General features: G+C 45.6%; 23 protein-coding genes. 13 read left to right on the top strand and 10 right to left on the bottom strand.

The window, feature by feature from the left end; all coding sequences use genetic code 11:
• Positions 1–3: 3 nt before the first annotated feature.
• The 4 genes from ACFFJP_RS02725 to ACFFJP_RS02710 form a co-directional block, all read right to left on the bottom strand.
• Positions 4–912: an ROK family protein gene (locus tag ACFFJP_RS02725; RefSeq protein ID WP_377240238.1), complete on the bottom strand. Its 909-nt coding sequence runs from the start codon at positions 910–912 to the stop codon at positions 4–6.
• Positions 909–1,607 carry an N-acetylmannosamine-6-phosphate 2-epimerase gene (locus ACFFJP_RS02720; RefSeq protein WP_377240235.1) on the bottom strand — a complete coding sequence of 233 codons (699 nt, stop codon included), beginning with the start codon at positions 1,605–1,607 and terminating at the stop codon, positions 909–911. The genes ACFFJP_RS02725 and ACFFJP_RS02720 overlap by 4 nt, the downstream gene beginning before the upstream one ends.
• Complete coding sequence (locus ACFFJP_RS02715; RefSeq protein ID WP_377240233.1) at positions 1,604–4,081, bottom strand: sodium:solute symporter; 2,478 nt, start codon at positions 4,079–4,081, stop codon at positions 1,604–1,606. The genes ACFFJP_RS02720 and ACFFJP_RS02715 overlap by 4 nt, the downstream gene beginning before the upstream one ends.
• Positions 4,082–4,215: 134 nt before the next feature.
• Positions 4,216–4,923, bottom strand: a complete 708-nt coding sequence (locus ACFFJP_RS02710) for a transcriptional regulator NanR (RefSeq protein WP_377240230.1) — start codon at positions 4,921–4,923, stop codon at positions 4,216–4,218.
• A 225-nt stretch (positions 4,924–5,148) separates the two neighbouring features.
• On the opposite strand from ACFFJP_RS02710, the gene ACFFJP_RS02705 reads away from it, so the two are divergent.
• From ACFFJP_RS02705 to ACFFJP_RS02680, 6 genes are all read left to right on the top strand, one after another.
• Positions 5,149–6,006, top strand: coding sequence for an alpha/beta hydrolase (locus ACFFJP_RS02705; RefSeq protein WP_377240228.1), 858 nt, complete (start codon positions 5,149–5,151; stop codon positions 6,004–6,006).
• 861 nt (positions 6,007–6,867) lie between these two features.
• Positions 6,868–8,070: a tyrosine-type recombinase/integrase gene (locus tag ACFFJP_RS02700; protein ID WP_377240226.1), complete on the top strand. Its 1,203-nt coding sequence runs from the start codon at positions 6,868–6,870 to the stop codon at positions 8,068–8,070.
• Positions 8,071–8,811, top strand: coding sequence for a hypothetical protein (locus tag ACFFJP_RS02695; protein WP_377240224.1), 741 nt, complete (start codon positions 8,071–8,073; stop codon positions 8,809–8,811).
• 122 nt (positions 8,812–8,933) lie between these two features.
• Positions 8,934–9,143: a helix-turn-helix transcriptional regulator gene (locus tag ACFFJP_RS02690; RefSeq protein WP_377240222.1), complete on the top strand. Its 210-nt coding sequence runs from the start codon at positions 8,934–8,936 to the stop codon at positions 9,141–9,143.
• A gap of 115 nt (positions 9,144–9,258) precedes the next feature.
• Positions 9,259–9,492 carry a helix-turn-helix domain-containing protein gene (locus ACFFJP_RS02685; protein ID WP_377240220.1) on the top strand — a complete coding sequence of 78 codons (234 nt, stop codon included), beginning with the start codon at positions 9,259–9,261 and terminating at the stop codon, positions 9,490–9,492.
• A complete protein-coding gene (locus tag ACFFJP_RS02680; protein ID WP_377240218.1) occupies positions 9,489–10,520 on the top strand; it encodes an AAA family ATPase in 1,032 nt (343 codons plus the stop codon). Before ACFFJP_RS02685 ends, ACFFJP_RS02680 begins: the two co-directional genes overlap by 4 nt.
• Before the next feature lie 165 nt (positions 10,521–10,685).
• On the opposite strand, the gene ACFFJP_RS02675 is transcribed toward ACFFJP_RS02680, so the two are convergent.
• The 3 genes from ACFFJP_RS02675 to ACFFJP_RS02665 form a co-directional block, all read right to left on the bottom strand.
• On the bottom strand, positions 10,686–11,381 hold the full coding sequence (locus ACFFJP_RS02675; protein WP_377240216.1) for a PEP-CTERM sorting domain-containing protein: 696 nt from the start codon (positions 11,379–11,381) through the stop codon (positions 10,686–10,688).
• A 51-nt stretch (positions 11,382–11,432) separates the two neighbouring features.
• Positions 11,433–12,245: a hypothetical protein gene (locus ACFFJP_RS02670; protein WP_377240214.1), complete on the bottom strand. Its 813-nt coding sequence runs from the start codon at positions 12,243–12,245 to the stop codon at positions 11,433–11,435.
• Between the two features lie 717 nt (positions 12,246–12,962).
• Positions 12,963–13,436, bottom strand: a complete 474-nt coding sequence (locus ACFFJP_RS02665) for a hypothetical protein (protein ID WP_377240212.1) — start codon at positions 13,434–13,436, stop codon at positions 12,963–12,965.
• A 1,114-nt stretch (positions 13,437–14,550) separates the two neighbouring features.
• On the opposite strand from ACFFJP_RS02665, the gene ACFFJP_RS02660 reads away from it, so the two are divergent.
• Positions 14,551–14,802: a helix-turn-helix domain-containing protein gene (locus tag ACFFJP_RS02660; protein WP_377240210.1), complete on the top strand. Its 252-nt coding sequence runs from the start codon at positions 14,551–14,553 to the stop codon at positions 14,800–14,802.
• A 3-nt stretch (positions 14,803–14,805) separates the two neighbouring features.
• Positions 14,806–16,125: a type II toxin-antitoxin system HipA family toxin gene (locus tag ACFFJP_RS02655; protein WP_377240208.1), complete on the top strand. Its 1,320-nt coding sequence runs from the start codon at positions 14,806–14,808 to the stop codon at positions 16,123–16,125.
• A 90-nt stretch (positions 16,126–16,215) separates the two neighbouring features.
• On the opposite strand, the gene ACFFJP_RS02650 is transcribed toward ACFFJP_RS02655, so the two are convergent.
• From ACFFJP_RS02650 to ACFFJP_RS02640, 3 genes are all read right to left on the bottom strand, one after another.
• Positions 16,216–16,518, bottom strand: a complete 303-nt coding sequence (locus ACFFJP_RS02650; RefSeq protein WP_377240206.1) for a hypothetical protein — start codon at positions 16,516–16,518, stop codon at positions 16,216–16,218.
• Positions 16,519–16,544: 26 nt separating this feature from the next.
• Positions 16,545–16,799 carry an AbrB/MazE/SpoVT family DNA-binding domain-containing protein gene (locus ACFFJP_RS02645; protein ID WP_377240204.1) on the bottom strand — a complete coding sequence of 85 codons (255 nt, stop codon included), beginning with the start codon at positions 16,797–16,799 and terminating at the stop codon, positions 16,545–16,547.
• A 718-nt stretch (positions 16,800–17,517) separates the two neighbouring features.
• Positions 17,518–17,772 carry a helix-turn-helix domain-containing protein gene (locus ACFFJP_RS02640; RefSeq protein ID WP_377240202.1) on the bottom strand — a complete coding sequence of 85 codons (255 nt, stop codon included), beginning with the start codon at positions 17,770–17,772 and terminating at the stop codon, positions 17,518–17,520.
• A 147-nt stretch (positions 17,773–17,919) separates the two neighbouring features.
• Between ACFFJP_RS02640 and ACFFJP_RS02635 the strand changes: the two genes are divergently transcribed.
• From ACFFJP_RS02635 to umuC, 5 genes are all read left to right on the top strand, one after another.
• Positions 17,920–18,165, top strand: a complete 246-nt coding sequence (locus ACFFJP_RS02635) for a hypothetical protein (protein ID WP_377240200.1) — start codon at positions 17,920–17,922, stop codon at positions 18,163–18,165.
• Positions 18,152–19,330 carry an Arm DNA-binding domain-containing protein gene (locus ACFFJP_RS02630; protein ID WP_377240198.1) on the top strand — a complete coding sequence of 393 codons (1,179 nt, stop codon included), beginning with the start codon at positions 18,152–18,154 and terminating at the stop codon, positions 19,328–19,330. Before ACFFJP_RS02635 ends, ACFFJP_RS02630 begins: the two co-directional genes overlap by 14 nt.
• Positions 19,327–19,626, top strand: a complete 300-nt coding sequence (locus ACFFJP_RS02625; protein WP_377240196.1) for a hypothetical protein — start codon at positions 19,327–19,329, stop codon at positions 19,624–19,626. Before ACFFJP_RS02630 ends, ACFFJP_RS02625 begins: the two co-directional genes overlap by 4 nt.
• A 614-nt stretch (positions 19,627–20,240) precedes the next feature.
• Complete coding sequence (gene umuD, locus ACFFJP_RS02620; protein ID WP_377240194.1) at positions 20,241–20,684, top strand: translesion error-prone DNA polymerase V autoproteolytic subunit; 444 nt, start codon at positions 20,241–20,243, stop codon at positions 20,682–20,684.
• A gap of 2 nt (positions 20,685–20,686) precedes the next feature.
• Positions 20,687–21,991: a translesion error-prone DNA polymerase V subunit UmuC gene (umuC, locus tag ACFFJP_RS02615; protein ID WP_377240192.1), complete on the top strand. Its 1,305-nt coding sequence runs from the start codon at positions 20,687–20,689 to the stop codon at positions 21,989–21,991.
• The last annotated feature ends 238 nt before the right edge of the window (positions 21,992–22,229 follow it).

The following is a 22,229-nucleotide window of genomic DNA, read 5'->3' as shown; positions in this document are numbered from 1 at the left end:
TCGTCATTGAATGGATGGTAACTGGTTTGTGTTCAACGCGCGTTGCGAATACCAATAAACTCCCCAGGCATCAGAATCTGCACCGTTGTCGGGTTTTAATAAAGTGACCTGATAGATTTCCGGTAATTGCGCCAACTTTTGTTGCACCAGATAGAACAGCGCTGAGACACCAACGCTTCCGCCCATCACAACATATTGGCATCCAGTCCAGGCCTTGGCATTGGCAATTAAAGATGTCAGTGCTGAAGCTGCGTCATCGATCAATTCGGCCATTGCAGGTACTGCGTCACTCAAAGCAAAAACTTCAGCCGTACTGACTGAGCGCCCGAGGAGCGCCGACGCTCGTTTGGCTAACGCGGTGCCGGAAGCAATGGCTTCCACACAATTATCACGGCCGCAGTGACATCGCACTGGCCTCCCCTGATGCGGCACAGTGACATGACCGAGATGTGCGCAAAAACCGTCGTCGCTCATCACCAACTGGCCATTTTGCATAATGCCGCCGCCGACCCCGGTTGATACCGTGATGTAAACCAGAGTCTCGGTTTTGCCACAAAATAGCCCTGCATGCTGCAGCAGTTTAAATTGTGCATAGGCGGCAGCCGCAGCATCGTTGATGATGGTCAGCGGTAACTTGAACAGTGAATTCAATTGCTGTTGTAGAGGGAGTTGTTTTTTCGCGGACAAAAAGCCAATGCTATCGCTGCGCACCTGACCAGTACAGGCAATCGCCAAATGCTCAGCCTGTTCAATCCAGCCTGAACAGAGCTGATACAAATGTTCTGCAAGACCGTCGAGGTTCGTATGAACCACCGAATCAATTTTGCGACGTTCAAGCACTGTGCCATCCTGAATCAGAAGCGCCGAAATTTTAGTACCGCCTACATCAATGGCAATAGTCGCTTTATTCATACAGATGCATGTTCCACACTTTGCACAAACCAGCCGGTGATGTGTTCAATCCTGGTCACCGCAGACCCCACAGTCACTGCTGTGGCACCCAGTTCAATCGCGCGTGCGGCTAATTCAGGCGTGTTGTATCGGCCTTCGGCTATCACATATAATCCCTGCGCTGAGAGATCGCGCACCAGTTTCAGATCCGGTTCTGAGGGCGTATGCTCACCCAGATATCCAGACAAGGTACTGCCAATAAAAGTACAGCCATGCTTTGCTAACTCAACGCCTGACGCGACGTCAGCACAATCAGCCATCGCGATACAACCATGCTGATGAATAGCAGCAAGTAAGCGTAGTGCGGAGACAGGCCGCACCCGATCCGTGCCATCAAAAGCAATAATCAGTGCGCCCGCCTCCGCCAGCGCTTTGACATCTTCCAGATATGGGGTAATACGAACCTCACTGTCAGTCAGGTCGCGTTTAATAATGCCTACAATCGGAACCTGGCAATGCTGCGCGACCAAACGAACCCTTTTCGCTCCTTCAATACGAAGACCTTTGGCACCGCCGGCAACGGCGGCCTGCGCCATCGCCAGCACAATATCGTCGCGGTCCATCGGGCTATCGGGGACGGGCTGACAGGAGACAATCAGACTTTGATGCAATGTGCTTAATAGACGCTGTTCTAACTGAGCGTTTTTAAAAGTCATACAGACCTCACTGAAGATGGTTGTTGTGATTTCGGTGCAGCAGATTGAGTGGATTGCATAGTAAACAGAGTGAGACCCGCCAGGTCTTTTTTACTGCCCGGAAACATCAGACTGGCTAAGTATCCGACAACCACACATGAGACAATGCCAATGGTGCAGTACAAGTAGCCATTAGCCAGATTGTACTTCCAGCACAAAACCATAATGCTGACACCAACCACTAAGCCAACCATCGCGCCAACACCGTTCGCCCGGCGAGTAACCACACCGAGCACAAACAGACCACCTAATGCCCCCATGAACATGCCAATCACAACAAAATAAGTATCCATCAACGACCGAATCGCCGGATCGATAAACACAAGTCCAACACAGGTACCAATGACGCCGACGATGAAAGTCAGCAATTGCGCTGCACGCATATAGCCCTTCTCTGTTTTGACCAGGTTCGACGGCCTTACAAAGTCGGTGACTAATGTTGTCGCCATCGAGTTAATGCTGGTGGAAACTGTCGACTGCGCGGCGGCAAAAATACCGGCGATGATCAGACCCGCTAAACCAGCTGGGAGTTGCGTCACAATAAAAGTCGGGAAAATTTGGTCAATCTGTGCCGTTGGATTGAGTTGTGCCGGATGCGCCTGATAAAACAGATATAAGCCGGTTCCGATGCAAAAGAACAACACTGAAGATGGCGCGGCGATAATGGCATTCGCCCAAATTGATTTCTTTGCGGCTTCAGGATCGGGCGTCACCATGTAACGCTGCACAATGGCCTGGTCTGCTGTGTAGCTCGACAGATTCTGACCAATCCCACCCAGCACAATGACCCAAATTGATAAGGTTGTAATGCTGCCGGAACTAAAATCGGCATTCCACAGCGTGAACTTGTCGTCTGAAAAACCCACGGTGACAAATTCGGAAATACCACCGTCAACCCCGGACACCAACACAACAAAACAAACGATAGCCCCCATTAACAGCACCACTGTTTGCAGCGTGTCAGTCCAGATGACAGCTTCAATACCACCCAATGTGCAGTAAAGCAGGCACAACACCCCCATCAGTAGCACACTTTCGGTCGCACTGAATGGCGTGATCGCCGCGATAGCTAGGGCGGTAAGAGCCATCACGACGCCCATCCGGCTCAGATGGAATAGCGTAAATAAAGCACTGGCAAACAGTCTGACGCCCATATTAAACCGCTTCGATAAGTACTCATAAGCACTGGTCGCGTCGATTTGACGGAAAAAGGGAATAGCTACATAAACGGCAACAGGCGCAACCGCGACAATCGTTAAGATGCCAATGAGCAACACCCAATCGGTCTGATACACGATGGCTGGCAAGGCCATATAGGTCAGCGAACTGAGCATGGTGGCATAAATGGAACACGCAGCGCCCCACCACGGAATCGACTGACCGCCGCGGAAGAAATCGTTGGTGTTTTTGTTCTTGTTCATGAAGTACAAGCCTAGCAATACAACCCCGACTAAATAGAGGGTCAGTACCAACATATTTAACCAGCCAAATTCCTGGCCCTGCCCTGCAACCACGGCTTTGTGAACACTCAGGCCGATGTCTTGTCGCGTCAGATAAATCAACTCCTGATCGGTCCAAAGACTCGCAACAACAGAACCTGTTGCTGCATCAGCCTGCTCGTATGCCGCCCAGGCTCTGGTGATTGTGTTGTAATGAAAAGTTGCGCCTGAGTCAGAAACAGCTAACAAGTGTGCCTGGCCAAGTGGATAGAGACTTTTGATATTTACTGCGGGGGCATTACGGGTCTTTAACTCAGACCAGGAACTGTTTGGCTTGTCTGGGTCAAACGACCAGGTTGATGACGCTGCAGCCTGCAGATTTGCATACAATTTATAACCACGGCCATCATGCTGAACAGCGAGCGTCATGCTATTTACGCCCTGCACTGCCGGCGCATTCAGCTCTTGCCAGCCTGATTTATCCGCTTCAGCCAAGGCCAGTTTGAATAAGCGTAACTCGCCATCTGCTTGCAGCAGCACATACAAGTGGTCGTTTAAGACCGAGCCTGCCAGTTGAGTCGGGATCCTAGGCAAGTCCGGGAGCTTTGTGGCCTGGGCAGAGCTACCGTTATCTGAGACTTTTAACCAGTTCACAGCAGCAGTATTCAAACCGTTGATTTGTCCACCGACAATAATGATCTGCTCTTTATATGAGACTGCGACGGCATAAGGCCTAACGGCCTCACTATCGAGCAATAACACTGGTTTAGATGCCTTGCCATTGAGGATATACAGTTGCTTTTGTGGTTCTAACTGTATCCCTGGCAACAAAATGGTTGTCCCTTGTTGCTGGACCAGACTTGCTCCATCACCAACGGCCACATTAACCAAACTGCTAGTCTGATCGTTTTTCCATTCTAAAAAATTGCTCGCAAACACTAATGGTGAGCTGATCAGTAACCAAACCCCAATAAGAAGTAACAGACATTTACGCATTGCATCCACCCAACAATTACACTGTATACCTGTTATACCACTATATTTGCATGAATTCTAGTCAGATTGTCATAACATCGGAGAAAAGAGGAGGGAGACGCGATCTGTGGGATCGCGCCGGGGAGTGTTAAAAATTAACTGCCGTAAATCTTATCAAATACATAATCGACATGTCGGCTCAGCGCTCTGTCAGCGCCTTCAATATCACGCTGTTTTATACATTCCACGATAGCTGCGTGATCTTCGTAACTTTGTCGATTCAGCTCTTCGGTGTTGACCGGATCAGGCCGGGATACGATCACCCAGTCGACCAAAGCCTGATGGATCGCAAGGAACAATGGGTTGCCAGGGATAGAGGCAATAACCCGATGAAAATAGATATCTGTTTTCTTAAACACCGCATTATTGTTGATAGCGTTTTGATTAAGTTGCAAAGCTTTCTCAAGTTCAGCGATTTGTTCATCTGTTGCATGCTCAGCCGCATAACGCACCAGACTTGATTCAAAGAACTTACGCAGTTGATCAAAATACTGCAGGCCATTGGGTTGGGCTAAAAAGTCTTTCGACATACCTGACAGTTCAGAAATAATGGTGTCGGCTGAAGGACGGGTCACGCGGGTCCGTTCGCCACTGGCGATCCGGACTAAACCTTTACGTGCTAAAGCAGACAATGCATCACGAATAGAAGGCCGCCCGACCCCAAATGCTTCCATCAGATCCCGTTCGGACGGCAGAGCTTCGCCTTCAGCCAGCTCGCCGCGTCGGATCATCTGTTCCAACTCTTCTTCAACTTTTTCCGACAGTTTTTTCTTGGTCACAATCTGTTTAATGCTCAGGGGCATGGTGCTTCCTTCTATCGCTAAACGTTCACCTGTTGCGCTATTATACCATTATATCGATAATTCTGATTTTGCGCTGTACCGATTTAGATAAATTTCAAATTTGGTCAGAACGCAAACAGATTTTGACGACTTTATATCCTTCCAACGCAGGGATGATAGTTTTTTTAAAGGAATTTCAAAGTGTCAGCTGCAGCCTATACGGCTGTTATACCATTATGAGGTCAGATGATGGCGATAGTTCAATCAGATAAGAAATTCACGACGCATAGAATTCGGTATGGCACTGATTCAGAACAGTTTGGCGACCTCTATTTGCCCGAGAATCAATGTAGTCGGCACGGACAATTCCCTGCGATAATCCTAATCCATGGCGGCTACTGGAAAGATAATCACGACTTAAACAGCTACGCCACGTCTCAATTGATACCAGAGTTGGTCACGTCAGGATGGGCTGTCTGGAATATTGAGTATCGTCGGATGAATAGCGAGGGAGACAATGTAAAAGCGCCATGGCCAAGCGTTTTTACCGATATTGCAGCAGCCGTTGATGCCCTGCGGCTATTTGCCGATGAACATTCGTTGGATATTCACAATGTATCAGTGATCGGTCATTCTGCAGGGGGCTGTCTCGCGTTATGGGCTGCTGGCAGACGCCAAATACCAGTGGCAAGTCCGTTATATAATTCAAACCCACTAAAGATACATAGTGCGATATCTATTGGTGGAGTGCTCAGCCTTACACACCCTGAAGACCTCTGCCAGCCAGCACAAATCATGCGATTGATGGGAGGTTCTGTGTCAGATTGGCCGGAGAGATATACAGCTTGTGACCCGGCGCAATTGTATAACCCGTCAGTGCGAACCCTCGTGATCCATGGCAGGAATGACCAAACTGTCAATGTCCGCCAGGCATTGCGTTATGCAGAGAATACTCCCAACACCATTCAGCTCGACATCTGGCCTCACACCGACCACTTCTCCATGTTGCCGCATGCGGGCGCCTGGAGCGAGCAACAGTGGCGGTCTCTGAATGAAAACATTAAGCGTTTTTTTGGACTTAGTCCTGACATGGCGGGGCGCTAGTCATAGCGGTTTTGACCAAATATTGTGGCAGCATCACGTCAGGATTCACTCGTGCCATCCATGGCACTCGCCCTAAGGGCGTCGCTGTGCGACGTGCCAAACGGCAATCCTGCCGCTTGGTCGAACAACAGGTTCTCATCCGACAGGGTACTATAAACGCAAAAACCGCCGAAATGGCGGTTTTATCCAATATTTTGACAGCATCACGTCAGGATTCACTCGCGCCATCCATGGCGCTCGCCCTACGGGCGTCGCTGTGCGAGTGCCAAACGGCAATCCTGCCGCTTGGTCGAACAACAGGTTCTCATCCGACAGGGTGCTATAAACGCAAAAACCGCCGAAATGGCGGTTTTGACCGAATATTGTGACAGCATCACGTCAGGATTCACTCGCGCCATCCATGGCGCTCGCCCTGCGGGCGTCGCTGTGCGACGTGCCAAACGGCAATCCTGCCGCTTGGTCGAACAACAGGTTCTCATCCGACAGGGTACTATAAACGCAAAAACCGCCGAAATGGCGGTTTTGACCGAATATTGTGACAGCATCACGTCAGGATTCACTCGCGCCATCCATGGCGCTCGCCCTGCGGGCGTCGCTGTGCGACGTGCCAAACGGCAATCCTGCCGCTTGGTCGAACAACAGGTTCTCATCCGACAGGGTACTATAAACGCAAAAACCGCCGAAATGGCGGTTTTGACGTTTATGGCGCACCCGTCATGCGCAAAACATATGTATTACCCGTCTTATACAGTCCATAAAATAAGTGCATCTCATTGATTTTAAACAAATACAATTCCAATACAGTCCATAGAGGACTATACTAGCTACATGTATTGACGGTTTCAACTGACGGTTTCCACTATGCCCTTATCTGACAGATCCATAGCTAACGCTAAGCCAAAGGATAAAGCCTACAAACTTACTGATGAGTTAGGGCTCTATGTGTTAGTCAACGCTACAGGCCATAAAGCCTTTAAATACGATTACCGCTTAGATGGTAAGCGCGGGACTTATACCATTGGCTCATATCCCCGAGTGAGCCTCAGTGAAGCCAGAGAAGAACACAGGAAAGCCAGAGAACTGGTTGCCAGAGGATTAGTACCAACAGCGGTAAGAGAAGAACAGAAGAGCAATGGGAAACGATTTAGCCATTACTTTAACGAATGGCTCAGAACCAGTAACTCAGCTCCCTCGACTAAAGCTGACATTATCCAGCGCGTTAACAAAAACTTACTACCGTACTTAGACGCTAAGCCAATAGAGCAATGGGATACCCGAGAACTCTACGATTTGCTAATGAAGGTAAGCGACAGAACCAGAGAAACAGCTTTAAGGCTTGCTGGTGTACTTAACCAAATCTTCAAACAAGTGTTTGTACTCAAGCTCATATCTGTTAATCCAGCTGCGGGCTTATCTGAACTGCTGCCTAAACCAGATAAGTTAACTAGTACTAACTTTGCACATATCACTAAACCAGAAGAACTTAGTAATCTACTGAAACAAATAGATTCACCGCCACCAAAGCAAGATTTTGTGGTTACTCAAGCACTTAAGCTGATGCCTTTACTGTTTTTAAGGCCGATAAACATCAGGTTTCTTAAGTGGGAGTATATTGATTTCGAAATCAAGATGATTAACCTACCAGCGACTGAGCTTAAAACTCGCAAACCGTTGCAAGTACCACTGGCAACGCAGGCTGTGGCAATCTTAGAGCATTTAAAACCCCTTACAGGACATCTTGAATATGTTTTCATTGCAACCAGAAGCAGCAGTAATAAACCAATCAGTGAAGCTACTTGTAACAACGCAATTAAGCGGATGATTAACTCTGAAACCAATGAGCCTTATGGTACTGGTTTTATGACCACTCACGGTTTTCGACATACTGCGAGTACTTTCCTTAATGAACTTGGTTTCGATCCGGATGTTATTGAGTTACAGCTTGCTCATATCAACAGAGACCGGATCAGGGCTACCTACAACAAAGCTCAGTTGATGGAAAAGCGTATTGAGATGATGCAGAAATGGGCAGACTACTTAGACGAACTGAGAGGAAAGACTTAAATGAGACAAACTTTTGTCGATTATTTGCAATCTATAGATCTTACGCAAGACCCGTCGTCGAAAATTCAAATCGCTTTGACACAGCTGCACAGTAGTAGTGGCTCTATCTACTTCACTCCTGAAAAGAGCATTGGAGCAGTTAGATCCAAAGTTATAATTAGGAACTTAAACAAGTTTGGCCCCTTCCAACAAATAACAGGTTTATTTAAGACATTTGAAAGCAATAAAGAATTGATATTTTTACCAGCAACCATGCCATATAGTAAAAGCGATAATATCCTGACAATCGGCAACTTTCTGAAAGATAAAACCCAATACTGTATTGTTGAAGAAAACATATTCGATGGCGGTTACATCAATCGGTCATATGACCTCGACTTATATGGCCCTACAGTCTTTGTAGACTTCCTGCAAACATCTGCACCGAGTAAAACGCAAGCTGGTAACACGATTAACCAAAAACTAGTCCCCATCGCGTCTAAAAGGAAACAAGCTGTCGTTGCTCACTTTGAGGAAGCCAGAATAAGTCAAAACTCAGGCGAAAAAGCAACCTATCAGGAGATTTACGACACGATGGGTGCCCCAACAAAGCAACAGTTATGGGACATTTTACGAGAAAAAGATATTGGTAATTTTCATGAAACCAGAACCGATAGAGCGCTAGAACCACTAGCTAGCATTGCTAAAGAGCTTGGCTTCAGATTCAAAGGTGGAAGACCAACAGGAAATAGAAAAATATAAATCGTTTAAAAACAAAAGCATAAACATACGAAAACCTACGCACGGTATTTTTTGTATATTTTTCGAACAACAAAACCGCATTAATATGACTCCGTAGCAACACATCACATACGGAGTACAACATGCAACACCCCACCAATAAACTCATCAGAATCAGAGAAGTGACCAAACTTACTGGTTTAAGCAAAAGCTACATCTATCAACTCACTAAAACAAACCAGTTTCCAAAGCAAATAAGCTTAGTCAAAGGAGGTACATCTGTAGCTTGGCTGGAAAGCGAGGTGAATGACTGGATCAAAAGCAGAGTTCAAGACCGGAACATTAACAATTAAAAAAGGAGCCTAAGGCAAACATGCCAGTAAGCTCCTTGAGATCTAGACCATCACATTGTAGACGAACACTGCATGTTAACCAAGGGCTCATCAATCCTATCTAAGGAATCATAATATGAACGAGCCACACTTTAACCAAACTCAACAAATAGTTTTTGAAGCTCTTGAAGCACATGGAACACTGAACACTTTTCAGCTCAGAGAGCTTGGTATTATTAATCCAAGTAAGATGATTTATGACTTAAGATTAAAAGGGTTAAGCATCAAGACAACACTCATATCTGCTATCGGCAATACAGGTAGGATTCATCCTAGAATCGCCCACTACAGCTTAGAGGGCCAAAAATGAGTAAGCTAACCCTCGATCCAATTAGCTCAATCATGAGCAAGGTCTATCAAACTAACTGGCTAGTTGAAAACTTCATCGAAAAACAAAGCTTATGTATGCTTTTTGGTGAACCAAGTACATATAAATCTTTCATGGCCATGGAACTCGCTTTCTGTATTGGTTCAGGAATTGACTGGTACGGAAATCCAGTGACAAAAGGTGAGGTTATATATATCGCCGGAGAAGGTTTTTCGGGAATACAAAAACGATTTCAAGCGCTGGCAATTAAGTATAGGAGCCCACCACCTAACCGGATTTATGTCTCATCTAAGCCACTAGAAATGACAAATCCCGAGTCAGTAAACGAATTTTTAAACATTATAAGTCAACAGACAATCAAACCAGCACTGATTGTTATTGATACCCTACACCGTAATTTTGGTGAAGGTGACGAAAACTCATCAAGAGATGTTGGCCTGTTTGTAAAACACATTGATAAGTTAAAAAATGCAACTAACGCAACAATACTGACAATCCACCATTCTGGCCATGGCGAAAAAGGACATAGCAGAGGTAGTTCGGCGATTAGAGCATCACTGGATAGCGAATATCAATTAAAAGCCAAATCAGGTGGTGTTGAGCTGATATGCAAAAAAATGAAGGATTTTGATAAACCTGATGTAATGGAGTTTGTGTTAAAGCCAATACAGGTAAAAACAGCTTCAGGCACGTTAGATTCGGCTTATCTGGAGTTAGCTGAATTGGATAAGCCAGCAAAGCAAACACGTGCCCAGCAGCTTCTACAGGCTCTAAATGATGCAACTGCTGATCATGGCATACCGGTTACGAATGCACTGTTGCATGCGCAACCAAACTTGTCTGGAAAACAATGCGTACCAGTGCAGGAATGGCGTCAAGCATCATACATCCTAATGGCAACCGAACTTCCGAAGCAACCCAGCAGGCAAGCTGCATTTAATCGGTGTCGGAACATTTTGATTCAGGACGGGTTCGTAATCGAAGAAAACGGATATGCAGTTTTAGTCTAACCCCCATACATACAGCCCCCCTTTAAGGGGGCTGATGTATGTATGGGGGGAACTTAGAACAACTCGGACGGACGCTTAATAGATCAAAGTTATCGTGATTAAAGATTGTTACTTGACCCGATGCAATGAACAGTTTGAGCGTCAAGTTGACACTGACAAGTAATCTTAACTACGTGCCAATTTTCGACGACGCAGACATAATGTAACTAGCCCTAGCATCAACAAGGTAATTGAGGCAGGCAGTGGTACTTCTGCAACAGCCTGACGGACTAAAGCCACACCCACATAATTCGCAGATTCCCACTCGCTCCAATTGTACTCCCAAAGCGCAGCCCCTGCGGTCATCTGATACTTAGAGTTTATTTCCGTATACGTGGCGTCATCGCTTACACTTGCACCATAAACAGAAAATGATGTACCGTACAATGCAACACTATAAGAATAAGGATCATCAGAGGCATAACACCACCTCTTCTTATTTTCATTACAAAGGTTGTCAGAAATATAGGTGATGCCAAACAAATCTAGAAAACCTTTATGCTCTTGTGCACCCCAAGGAGAGTTATTCGATTGATTTATACCTAGACTAGAGCTCCATTTTGACTTTCCAAAATTGAATCTATTGAATAACATGGCCATTTTATTATTATTTGCTAGCGACCATCCATCAGATTTGTACGCTGCAAGCGCCTGACTAATAGACATGCCTTTAGTTACATCCCACATCAACCATTCTAATCCCCCACCTTTGACAATATTGGAGGTACTTTCACGTTCATAGCCATAGTGAGAGATCAATGCAGCTTGTGAAGCGATTGATGTAACAAGCAAACAAGTAGCAATCAAAATATTTTTAAACATCAAAAAATCCTTATTTTTTGAGAGTGTTTCATAAATCTAAAGTGCCTTAGACTACTTAGATACGATTCGACGACGGCTGCATATTAAGCCAATGAAACCTAATGCTAACAGGGTTACTACACTAGGTGTTGACACCGATTTAGGAGGTGACTGTATGCTGCGAACGAGCATCGACCCGATTGTTGAATCATGAAAGTCATTTTTTATACGATATTGACACCTGTCATATCCTGTATTAAGACCATTACACTCGCTAAAATAACCAGCACTTCCTGTGTTGGCTATATAAGTGATTGTATACTTGCCAGTGTAAGGATCAGTACCCCAAGTACTACCGCTATTATTAGAAAATAATGCGACACTCAACTCACATGACATGCCGTATTCTGAACCACATTCTTTATCATCGCCGTAAATCGCACTAGCGTAATCGTAACCTGTGAGCCAGTCAGTACTATATTCCAAATCCACGCGATCTGAGCCACTTGAAATGTCGTATGTCAACATGCCAAAGAATCTTTTAAACCAAAGCGCACCGGCATAACTATCCTTCGAAAATGCGGTGTAGGTTCCACCCCACAATGATCCCAATAAAGTTTCTGTTTCTATTCGTGTGGCGTATCGCCAATCGCCTTTGTTCCACACGTTATTAAACCTGTCTATAAACCCAGATTTATTTTCAATATCGTCACGAGAAAATCCGGCAGTGTATGAAAGCGGCATCCACTCCAAACCTTGTAAATCAACGGTTTTTTCTTGCCCCGAGTGAGTAGTATACGTGTGAGTGCCAGAAACAAATCCAGCTTGGGTAGGCAGCGACAGCCCTAAAGACACAAGCATTAGAGCAGATAAAGCGTAATTCATTGTGTATCCCTATTGTGTGCTCATTACTTCATTAAGCTTCCAGCATTCCCGATAAGCAATACATATGCCACACAGTTAAAGCACTGATTTTTATGCATTTAAATTTATACTAATGATCTAATCTGTAACGAAAATTGACACGAAACCTTAATAGTAACAAGCATTTACTGTCAACCTTAAGTTTGCCTCAATGAATCAAAAACGCTATATACTGTATAAGCCGATACAAACCAATAAATAATCGGTAAAAACAATGCAAAACTGTTTAATTCAGCAAATCTGAAATCAATCTACCCTTAAGTTTATCCTGATTTTTTGTTTCTAAATGTATGGCAAAAATTTGAGCGGGAAAATAATTTGGAAAGTTGCTATGAACAAATATTTGATATTTGCTCTATGCGGGATAAAAAGAAGTAAGTCCAATCTATGTAATCCCCCCTCACAATTCAAGCAACACTGGCTTCTTCACTCGCTCCGCTCGCTCAGAAGATGTTGCTTGAATCGCTCGGGGGTTCTACTTCGAAACGCTGTAGTCTGAGTGCCCGCAAAAATAGACGAGCATTTAGTAAAACAGGCGATTTAACCTTGCTCCCCATTGTTCTTTCGCAATGCGAAAAATTCAAAAAATGATGTATTAATTTTAACTTTGACAACAGACAATTGCGTCAGTTAAGAACAAGATGCTAGAGTAAATGCCGCAATATTCAATATTTACACTCAAAATGAAAATTCAAAATTAAAAGGATCAACACCTTTATCGATTAATATTTTGCTCCAAAAAGACAAGAGTTTCGCGGTGAGTTCCGAACTATAAGTCGGATTATTTCTAAGGAATCGATCTGTCTCTTGCCAAGATCGCAGAGATACATCTGCAGAAACAGTACCGTCTATAGTCAGACGAAGATAACGCCCAGTCAATGAGTTGAAAAATATATCAAAAACAGTAAAATTTTCTTCACCACTAATTCGGTTATAAAACTGGTGAGTACAGATCTCTGTTAGTTCTACAATATTTTGGCTACTTATAAAACTTACTTCAGATGCAAATAAATTAATGGTATGCAATATCTCATTTTTTATTGCAGAATCTCTCGAATTAACTAGATTACCTTTTGCCCAAGCATTATAGACTGCTTTAATAACCACCAACCCTATATAACAAACTACTAAAAAACCAATAAATTCAAACATAGCGAATCCTTGTCAGTATAAATGTAAATCCCCAAACGCAACCTTATAGTGTCATTACTGTCTGCAGTAAACAACAGGTGAGATCTCTAAGGAGTAAAAAATATCTGGACCACATTAGTCTCCATGGGACACCACTGATTTAATAGTAACTGAATAGTTAGGAAGATCTGCATTGAGCGAAAGGAAGAACTCAGACTGTAAAAAGGTTGCATCAGTGCAAAAGTCAGATATTGCAGCCTCAAAAAGGTTGGTTTGACTTGGATTTGAGTTAAAAGGACTCAGGTTTACAGGAAATAGCTCATGTTGGTTTAGATGTATCACTAAGCACTCTGGCTGAGAAAACGAAAGTACCCCCCCACAACAAAAGTCAATTTCAGTTTTCTGTAGCACCACCCCACCCTTGTCTTCATCACAGGCCCAATGCGCGAGCATTGCTGGATACGAATGAGATGAGCCTAGTTAATCAGCACTGATAAGCTGTGAGTATGTAGGGAAAGAGGAATGACGGTCTTGATTGACGGCTTCGTGATTAGATTTAGGTGAAATAAGGATTTAAAATCAGAGGCTTGCAGGATATGAATGGCGCACCCGTCAGGATTCGAACCTGAGACCTCTGCCTCCGGAGGATGTTCGTACTGAGCTCAAATAGGTACCGGAAAAGCAAAATTTAGTCAATTATATCAACAACTTAATTATAATCAAAGATTTTTACAGCAACCGATTTACTGTCACAAAAGAGCGCTTTTTTACCCATTTTGTCACAGGCAACTGTCACAGATTTTTGTCTAAAAATGACCTCTGCTCACGACAAAACCGAAAAAAATGACCACAAAATTCTGAGTTTTTTTGTCGCATTTTTTCGACAGCTTTGACGTAGTTTAACTCAATAAATCTTGCTAATTGAAGTAGAGACCAATTCAAGCAAAAAGCCGTTTTACTTGATTGACGATGCGAAGCGGTAAAAAAAGCTGGCACCAAAAGATAAATCGTCACCGTCAAGTTCATTTTTACCAAAAGTATCCATTTATCCCCTGCAAGGGATAATTTGCAAATACCCCCTGTAGGGGTTATTGTTTATATATGCCTTATAGGGGATAAAATCAGGAGTTGGACGATGAGGATAACATCAGCTGCAGCGCTCGCGAATGCTGTCCGCAACCAGCGTAAGTTAGTGCAGAAAACGCAACGGGAAACTGCTGATCTGGTTGGCATCAAACAAACCACAGTCTCTGACTTTGAGCTTAAACCTGAATCGACCAAACTCGACACGTTATTCAAGATTTTAGCCGCATTAGATCTTGAGCTGCACGTCAGCAAAAGAGGGGCAGAACTGACTGATGGTAACAATAAGAAGCGGGAGTGGTAACCCATGCGCCTGCAGAGCTTAATGGTGGCGATGAACGGTGAAGAGATTGGAACCCTCTATCGCGACGGTGACGGTGCCATGTCATTTCAGTATGCCACCAGCTGGTTGCAGGACGTCGATGCTCGTCCCATTTCATTATCATTACCACTGCGTTCAGAGCGCCATCGCGGCACCGCAGTATTTAACTTCTTTCAAAATTTATTGCCGGATTCAGATGCGATTCTGACCCGGATGCAGACTCGGTTTCAGGTTGCAACGACTCATCCATTCGATCTGCTTGCAGCAATAGGCCGTGATTGCGTCGGCGCGATTCAGCTCTATCCCGCGAATAGCCAACTGCCCCCAGTGACGTCGATGACAGCAACCCCGCTTACCGAGAGTCAAATTGCAGCGCTATTGGCAGGCTATCAAACAGCGCCACTCGGCATGACTGAGCACAATGATTTTCGTATTTCATTGGCGGGAGCGCAGGAAAAAACAGCACTGCTCTGGTTTCAGGGACGATGGCAACAACCGTTAGGCAGCAGCGCGACCAGTCATATCTTTAAATTGCCAATTGGCCGACTGGAACACCATAACATCGACCTTTCCGACAGCTGCGAAAATGAATGGTTATGCCTGCAAATCGCCAAAGCGTTTGGCTTTGAGGCGGCCAACGCCGAACTTGCCACTTTTGGCGACAAAAAAGTACTTATCGTCGAGCGGTTCGACCGACGCTGGTCCCAAAACGGCCAATGGCTGATGCGCCTGCCGCAGGAAGACTTTTGCCAGGCTATGGGAATAGCGCCCGCATTAAAGTATCAGGCTGATGGTGGGCCAGGTGTCGCGGATTCAATGAAATTACTGATGGGATCACGTTTGGCTAGTGCTGATCGGGAGACTTTTTTCCGCACACAAATTCTGTTTTGGTTGCTGGCCGCCATCGACGGTCACGGTAAGAACTTCAGCTTGTTTATCGAAGCCGGCTCATCCTATCGGCTAACCCCCATTTACGACGTGCTCTCAGCTTTCCCACTGTTTGCATCAGGGGGTATTCAGGAGAAGAAAGCCAAAATGGCAATGGCATTAGAGGGCAAAAACCGTCAGTACCATGTCTCTATGATCCAGCCCCGACATTTTATCAGCACCGCCGAAAAGATTGGTTTCTCCGTGCCAAAAACCATCGAGATGATGCAGCAAATGGCAGATGCGACTGAGCAAGTGATCACACTGGTTCGAGCCAATTTGCCCGCGGGCTTTCCTGAATCGATTAGCAACGCCATTTTTGATGGCTTGAATGGGCAGGCAGATAAAATAAAGAGAGCCTTGGGCCTTGCAAGCTGAACCTCACCATCAAGACGTTACTCATCAGCACTGCGTAAAAAACAATCTCATATCGGGCTATCGAAAAAAGCGCATTACTTTGATGCTAGATTAATCACTGCTCGGGACACTCGGATCTTTGTTACTCATAATAACTGTCTGCATTGCAACCGCAGGTTCCAGCTCTGACTGTCGGTAATTAAATGCTTCAAATTCCTCTGATTGGTCCTCGTACCGGGTAATCACATTGCTCAGTGCTTCAATCACAACCAGATTGGCATCATAATCCTCGAGCAATACGTCCATGAGTGCCAACGCCTGCTCATGCTCTTCCGCTGAGTGAATACCCTTAATAATTGGTAAATTGGCGACTATACTCGCTGCAAGTTTTGTGACTTCGGCTATGGCTGACATAGTCCCCTCCTCGCCCTACATAGACGTTATGCTTCATTCCCAACAGTTGGAGAGCTATCCCATGCTGTCAACTCTTGCGGCATTGGTGCCGATGTATCGCACTTAGCCAGTAGATCCGCCAATATGTATTTCTTGCGCTTCTCGGCCAGTGCAATCACAAGCTTACTCTCAACAACAGTCATATCCAGCTTATCGCCAAGCTGAAATTCCAACTCTTTGATTAACTCGTCGGGCAATATAATGCCTTGTGAATTATCGATTTTACGTAATACAGTTTCCATAATTTTCTTACTCGAGCACGCGCTTAGTTCTAAGCATAATGCAAATCTCTGTTGTATCAAAAACGACCTTTTTGGCATTCTTATCAGCTAGCAAAATTGGCTAGGTCAATCGGGTCATCCTTGAGAGTCAATGGTTTCATCCTTATACTCAGGTAACATGAAACCCGCGACTAAGGTGAAACGTGAGCGTAGAAACCTACAGCATTGTTCTAGTGATTGTTACAGTGTGCCTAGTGGTTGGTATCTTGGCATATGGTGAACGCATCGCGCGCAAAAAGTTTCTTAAATAACCAGTGGAAACACGCCTAGCGCTGAGTTCGAATATTCTGCTTAGTCTAAATTATACTCAACATCCATATTTGCATTCGGGGAGCCATTCATGACCATGCAGCAAATCTCAATACTTATATTGGTCGTAGGCTTTGCTCTTATCGGCCTGATTCTTTTTGCTGCTTACAAAGTAGCCGAGTACAAGGATATGAAGAAGATTCATAAGTCCTAGGCTTGTAGTTACAGTTCATTCAGTCGTTTCTAAGCAGCACCTCGGCTTCATAATAACGGCGAAAGTGCAACTGTGTCCCGGCCCCATGTTTACATTGAACGCGACGGCCTTTATCTGGATGGAAATTCACATTTCTGTATACCCCAGGGTTAAAAGGCCTATCTAAGCAAAGTGCTGGCGCGGAATTCCAACCTAATACAACATCCTGTTATGTGTTCAGTCTACAGAGTTTGAAACAGAAGGATCTGAAACGTCATCTACATACTCAGCAACTTTACTGAGTGGAACTTGGAAAAAAGCGCATAGTTTATCCAGGACATCCGTGGTCGCGTTATATCCTTTCTGGTTCGCGATCCGCGATAAAGTCGTGCGATGCACTCCTGTCGCAGAAGATATCTCATCCATTGAAACTCGCCGATTTTCTTTGAATTCCTTGTCAACAATAAGCTCTTTAAGTCTGAATCGGATCATAGCTCCTCCTTTAGCTGCATCTTAAAAGATTTCATGCAGAAAATCATCTTGCGTGTCATTTAAGCTACAAAAACCTCTTGACAGCATCATGTAGCTCATGAATCATGTACTTTATAAGCTACATTAATACACGAGGAGATACTATAAATGCTTATAACCTACCTAACTACCGCAGAGCTTTCACGCATCATTAAGTACGATGCACGCACGATCCGCGAACAACTGAAAGACCGTGTCCTGTTTGAAGGGATCCACTACATCAGGCCATTTGGTGGAAGCAAAATCTTGTTCATTTGGGAAGCAATTCAACGCGACCTTCAAGTCCCGCAACAGCAACTACAACGCGAGGTGATCCCGATGGCAAATGGTGGGGTGGCCTATGGGGCAAATTAGAGCTCGGCGGGAAACCGGTAATTTACTGATCGATTTTCATTTTCAAGGTGTCCGCTGTCGGGAGCAAACAGCATTACCGGATAACCCTGCGAATCGGAAAAAGCTGCAAAAGCTTCTTGATCAGATTGAGTTGGAAATCAAACTGGGACGTTTTGTCTATGACCATTACTTTCCGAACAGCAAACTTGCCGAGCAGTTTTGTCAGCAACAACGCCACTTACTGGCTTTGAACAAAGCCGGACGCTTACCAACTTTTGCAGAATTCACGGAGATTTGGCTTGAAGAGATGGCCGTCACATGGCGAACATCCTACAAAGATACGGTAGTGACCTTGATTAAGCTTCGGATCTTACCGACGTTTGGAGACAAGTTGGTCGACCGCATCACTAAAGCGGACATCATGCAATTTCGCGCCTCACTCGGCAAAGTACGTCGCGAAAATGGCACTGGCTTGACCGCAGGGTATATCAACCGACACACCAAAATCATTTACATGATCCTCAATGAAGCAGCCGACCGGTACCATTTTACCGCGCCTGTGCGCCTCAAACCACTCAAAGTTCAAAAGACTGACGTCGATCCGTTCACGATGGAAGAAGTTGAATTGTTTATCAATCATGTAGGCCCCCGGTTTCGTGATTACTTTATTGTCCGCTTTTTTACCGGGATGCGGACTGGTGAAGTTGACGGCTTACAGTGGCGCTTTGTTGACTGGACTCGCGGCATCATTTTGATCCGCGAGACCTGGGTCCGCGACCGTCTGGAATATACCAAAAACGATGGCAGCCAACGCGAAATCAAAATGTCCGAGCCCGTTCGAAACGCCCTGCTTCGTCAGCGCGAACTCACTGGCAAAGCAAAGTTTGTGTTTAGCACCAAAAAAGGCACACCTCACAATCATCGTAATGTCACGCAACGGATTTGGTACCCCACGTTACATGCTCTGGAATTACGCGACAGAACGCCTTATCAAACTAGGCATACGGCGGCAACTCTGTGGTTAGCGGCTGGCGAAAACCCCGAGTGGATCGCGCGGCAGATGGGCCATACCACCACAGAGATGCTCTTTCGCGTCTATAGCCGCTACGTCCCCAATCTGACCAGACAAGATGGCTCCGCAGCGGATGCATTACTGCAACGCATTCAGTTCGGAGGTATTCAATGATTATGATTGAACAAACTGCCTGGTATAAGCAGTGCCTTGTTGAAAAAGAATTCGAACGGCGAATTCGACTGCTTGGCACTTGGCTGATGTCAGAAGCGAATTTGTCCGCACATGGTCTCGAGCTTGCAATTGCGTCTGATGACTTTGGTGATTGTTGCAATGAAGAGTTCATCTACAACTGGGTAAAGGCAACTGTTTGCTGCCCGAGTTGCCTACGCGGTATGGGCCGGCAAAAGTTAAGAAAAAAATTCATTTACTGGCTGCTTGACCATCATTTTTACATAGAACTCCACTGACCGATCGGTCGCACTTTAAATGCTGAGTGAGGATCCACTATTTACTTTTAAGCAAAATCTCAATATCGTTAAGTCGTAGGCTCTGTAATTAAAGAGCTTCTGCATCGGGCGTTCCGGGACTTAGTCTGATGTAGCTGGACAGGTGTTCTAATCCGGAAGAACACTGGTAGTGGCAGCACCTAAAGTGCTGGTTTCCGAACCATAATGCTAAGGAAACGCTTCGCCTACCGCCTACATACAAAACGCGCTATATGCGCGTTTTGTGTTTCATACGTCTCAGGTTACGTGAGCTCATTCGAACGAGTTAACATTTCGCAGCAGCCTTTACCTGTCTATTGTTGTAGCTCGAGCAGCTATTGCCATTTGTCAGTGCAAAGCACCACGTACCAACCAAACCCCTGCCCCGCCCTTTATTCGGATTGGCCGCTCGAACCAATATGTAAAAGAAGACCTGGACCTGTGGCTGGGTGCGTTATCCAATCAGCAACACCTGAAGCAAGTAGATTGATCTGCTAAAGCCTGCACCATCGAATTGTCGCAAAAGCTACTGCTGAAGTTGACAAGGCAGGTGTATGTGCGATCATAACTGTATATAAATACAGTTATTGGTGATTATGTCCGTTTCTTTTCTTGGCGAGTCTGCTATTCGCAGCACTCTGAAATTGCCACTTTTTGTCAGTAAAGTTTCGGCAGGTTTTCCGTCACCGGCGCAGGACTACGTTGAACAAACGCTGGATTTAAACGAACTGTGTATTAAGCGCCCGGCCGCGACTTTCTTTGTACGGGTTGAAGGCGAATCTATGATTGAGGCTGGTATTTTCCATAACGATATCCTGGTGGTGGACCGTTCAGTAAAACCAGTCCATGGCGATATTGTGGTGGCGCAAGTGGATGGTGAGTTTACCGTCAAAGAGCTGTGTTTAAGGCCAAAATTGATGTTGGTGCCGCGTAATAGTGCCTTTCAGCCCATTTGCCTTGCCAGCGACAACGAGCTGCAAATCTTTGGGGTGGTGACCAACGTCATCAGGCAGATGAGCCGCTCGCATAAAACCCTGTAGTGATGAACAAAACCTTTGCGCTGGTTGATTGCAATAACTTCTATGCGTCCTGTGAAAAGCTGTTCCGGCCGGATTTGGCCAGTACGCCAGTGGTTGTTCTTTCGAACAACGACGGTTGTGTGATTGCCCGCTCACGCGAAGCAAAAGCGCTCGGTATTAAAATGGGCGTACCCTATTTTCAGGTGCGTGAGCTGGTTGAAAAACATCGCATCGTGGTGTTTTCGTCGAACTATGCGCTGTATGCCGATATCTCGTCCCGGGTGATGGCAACGCTTGAACAGCTGGCGCCTGCCGTGGAAGTCTATTCGATTGATGAAGCCTTCTTGAATTTAACCGGCTTCGACCAGGCGATATCGTTCACTGAGCTGGGTTTAGATATCCGCCAAACCATTCAAGATTGGATTGGTATGACAGTTTGTGTCGGCATTGCACCAAGCAAAACAATGGCAAAATTAGCTAACCATGCAGCCAAGAAATGGCAGAAAACCGCAGGCGTAGTTGATTTAACCAGTAAAGAGCGGCAGCGTAAGTTAATGGCTTTATTGCCAGTCAGCGAAGTGTGGGGAGTTGGCGGTAAACTGACAAAACGTCTCAACGAGTTAGGTATTCACACCGCCCTGCAGCTTGCGGATGCCTCACCAAAAATGCTGCGCCGGCAATTTTCTGTGGTGCTCGAGCGCACCGTAGCAGAGCTCAATGGCGAATCCTGCCTAGCCCTAGAAGATGTAGCAGCAAACAAAAAAGAAATCGTTAGCTCCCGCGCCTTTAGCGAGCGCATCACTGAATTCACTCATATGCAGCAGGCGGTATCTGAATATGTACATCGCGCATCTGAAAAACTGCGTAGTCAAAGTAGCAAAGCCAAACAGCTGACGGTATTTATCCGCACCAGCCCTTTTAGCAATCACGGCCAAGATCCGTTCTACAGCAATTCTGCAAGCGGTGTCCTGATAAGCCCAACTGACGACACGCGCGATTTTCTGCACTTGGCCGGTGAGCTTTTAAAGAAAATCTGGAAAGACGGCTACCGCTACGCCAAAGCTGGCGTGATGTTGGCTGATTTTTATGATGAAGGAACTGAGCAACTGCAGCTATTTACAGACGCTGCTAACGGCGGTGTTAGTGAGACAACGCCCCTGTATCGTGCAAATCCTGCACTGATGATAGTGCTGGATGAGATCAACCACAGCGGTAAAGCCAAAGTGTTCTTTGCAGCAAAAGGCCTTCAACAAGACTGGGCCATGAAACGCCAGCTGTTATCACCAGCGTATACGACAAAGTGGAGGGATATCCCGAAGGTTTGCTAAGAGCGATTTGCAGACATTTGTAAACTTGTAGGGGCGACCCTTGCGGTCGCCCGCAATCCGCTGAATTCGGGTAGGCGCAAGGCCTACCCCTACGGTTCATCAAATATCCTCTTTTGGCACAAAGCCGCGATCCGACGAAGTGGAACTTTCCGTGAAAGTGGTGGTGCAATTAATTTGCAACACATGGTAAGGAACGGTTACAAGGAGGTGGTAAATTAAATGCAATTATCCAGAAAGG

Origin of the sequence: Rheinheimera tilapiae, assembly GCF_042432165.1 — a bacterium.
Classification (GTDB): domain Bacteria; phylum Pseudomonadota; class Gammaproteobacteria; order Enterobacterales; family Alteromonadaceae; genus Pararheinheimera; species Pararheinheimera tilapiae.
This window is presented reverse-complemented; position numbering and strand designations above follow the sequence as displayed.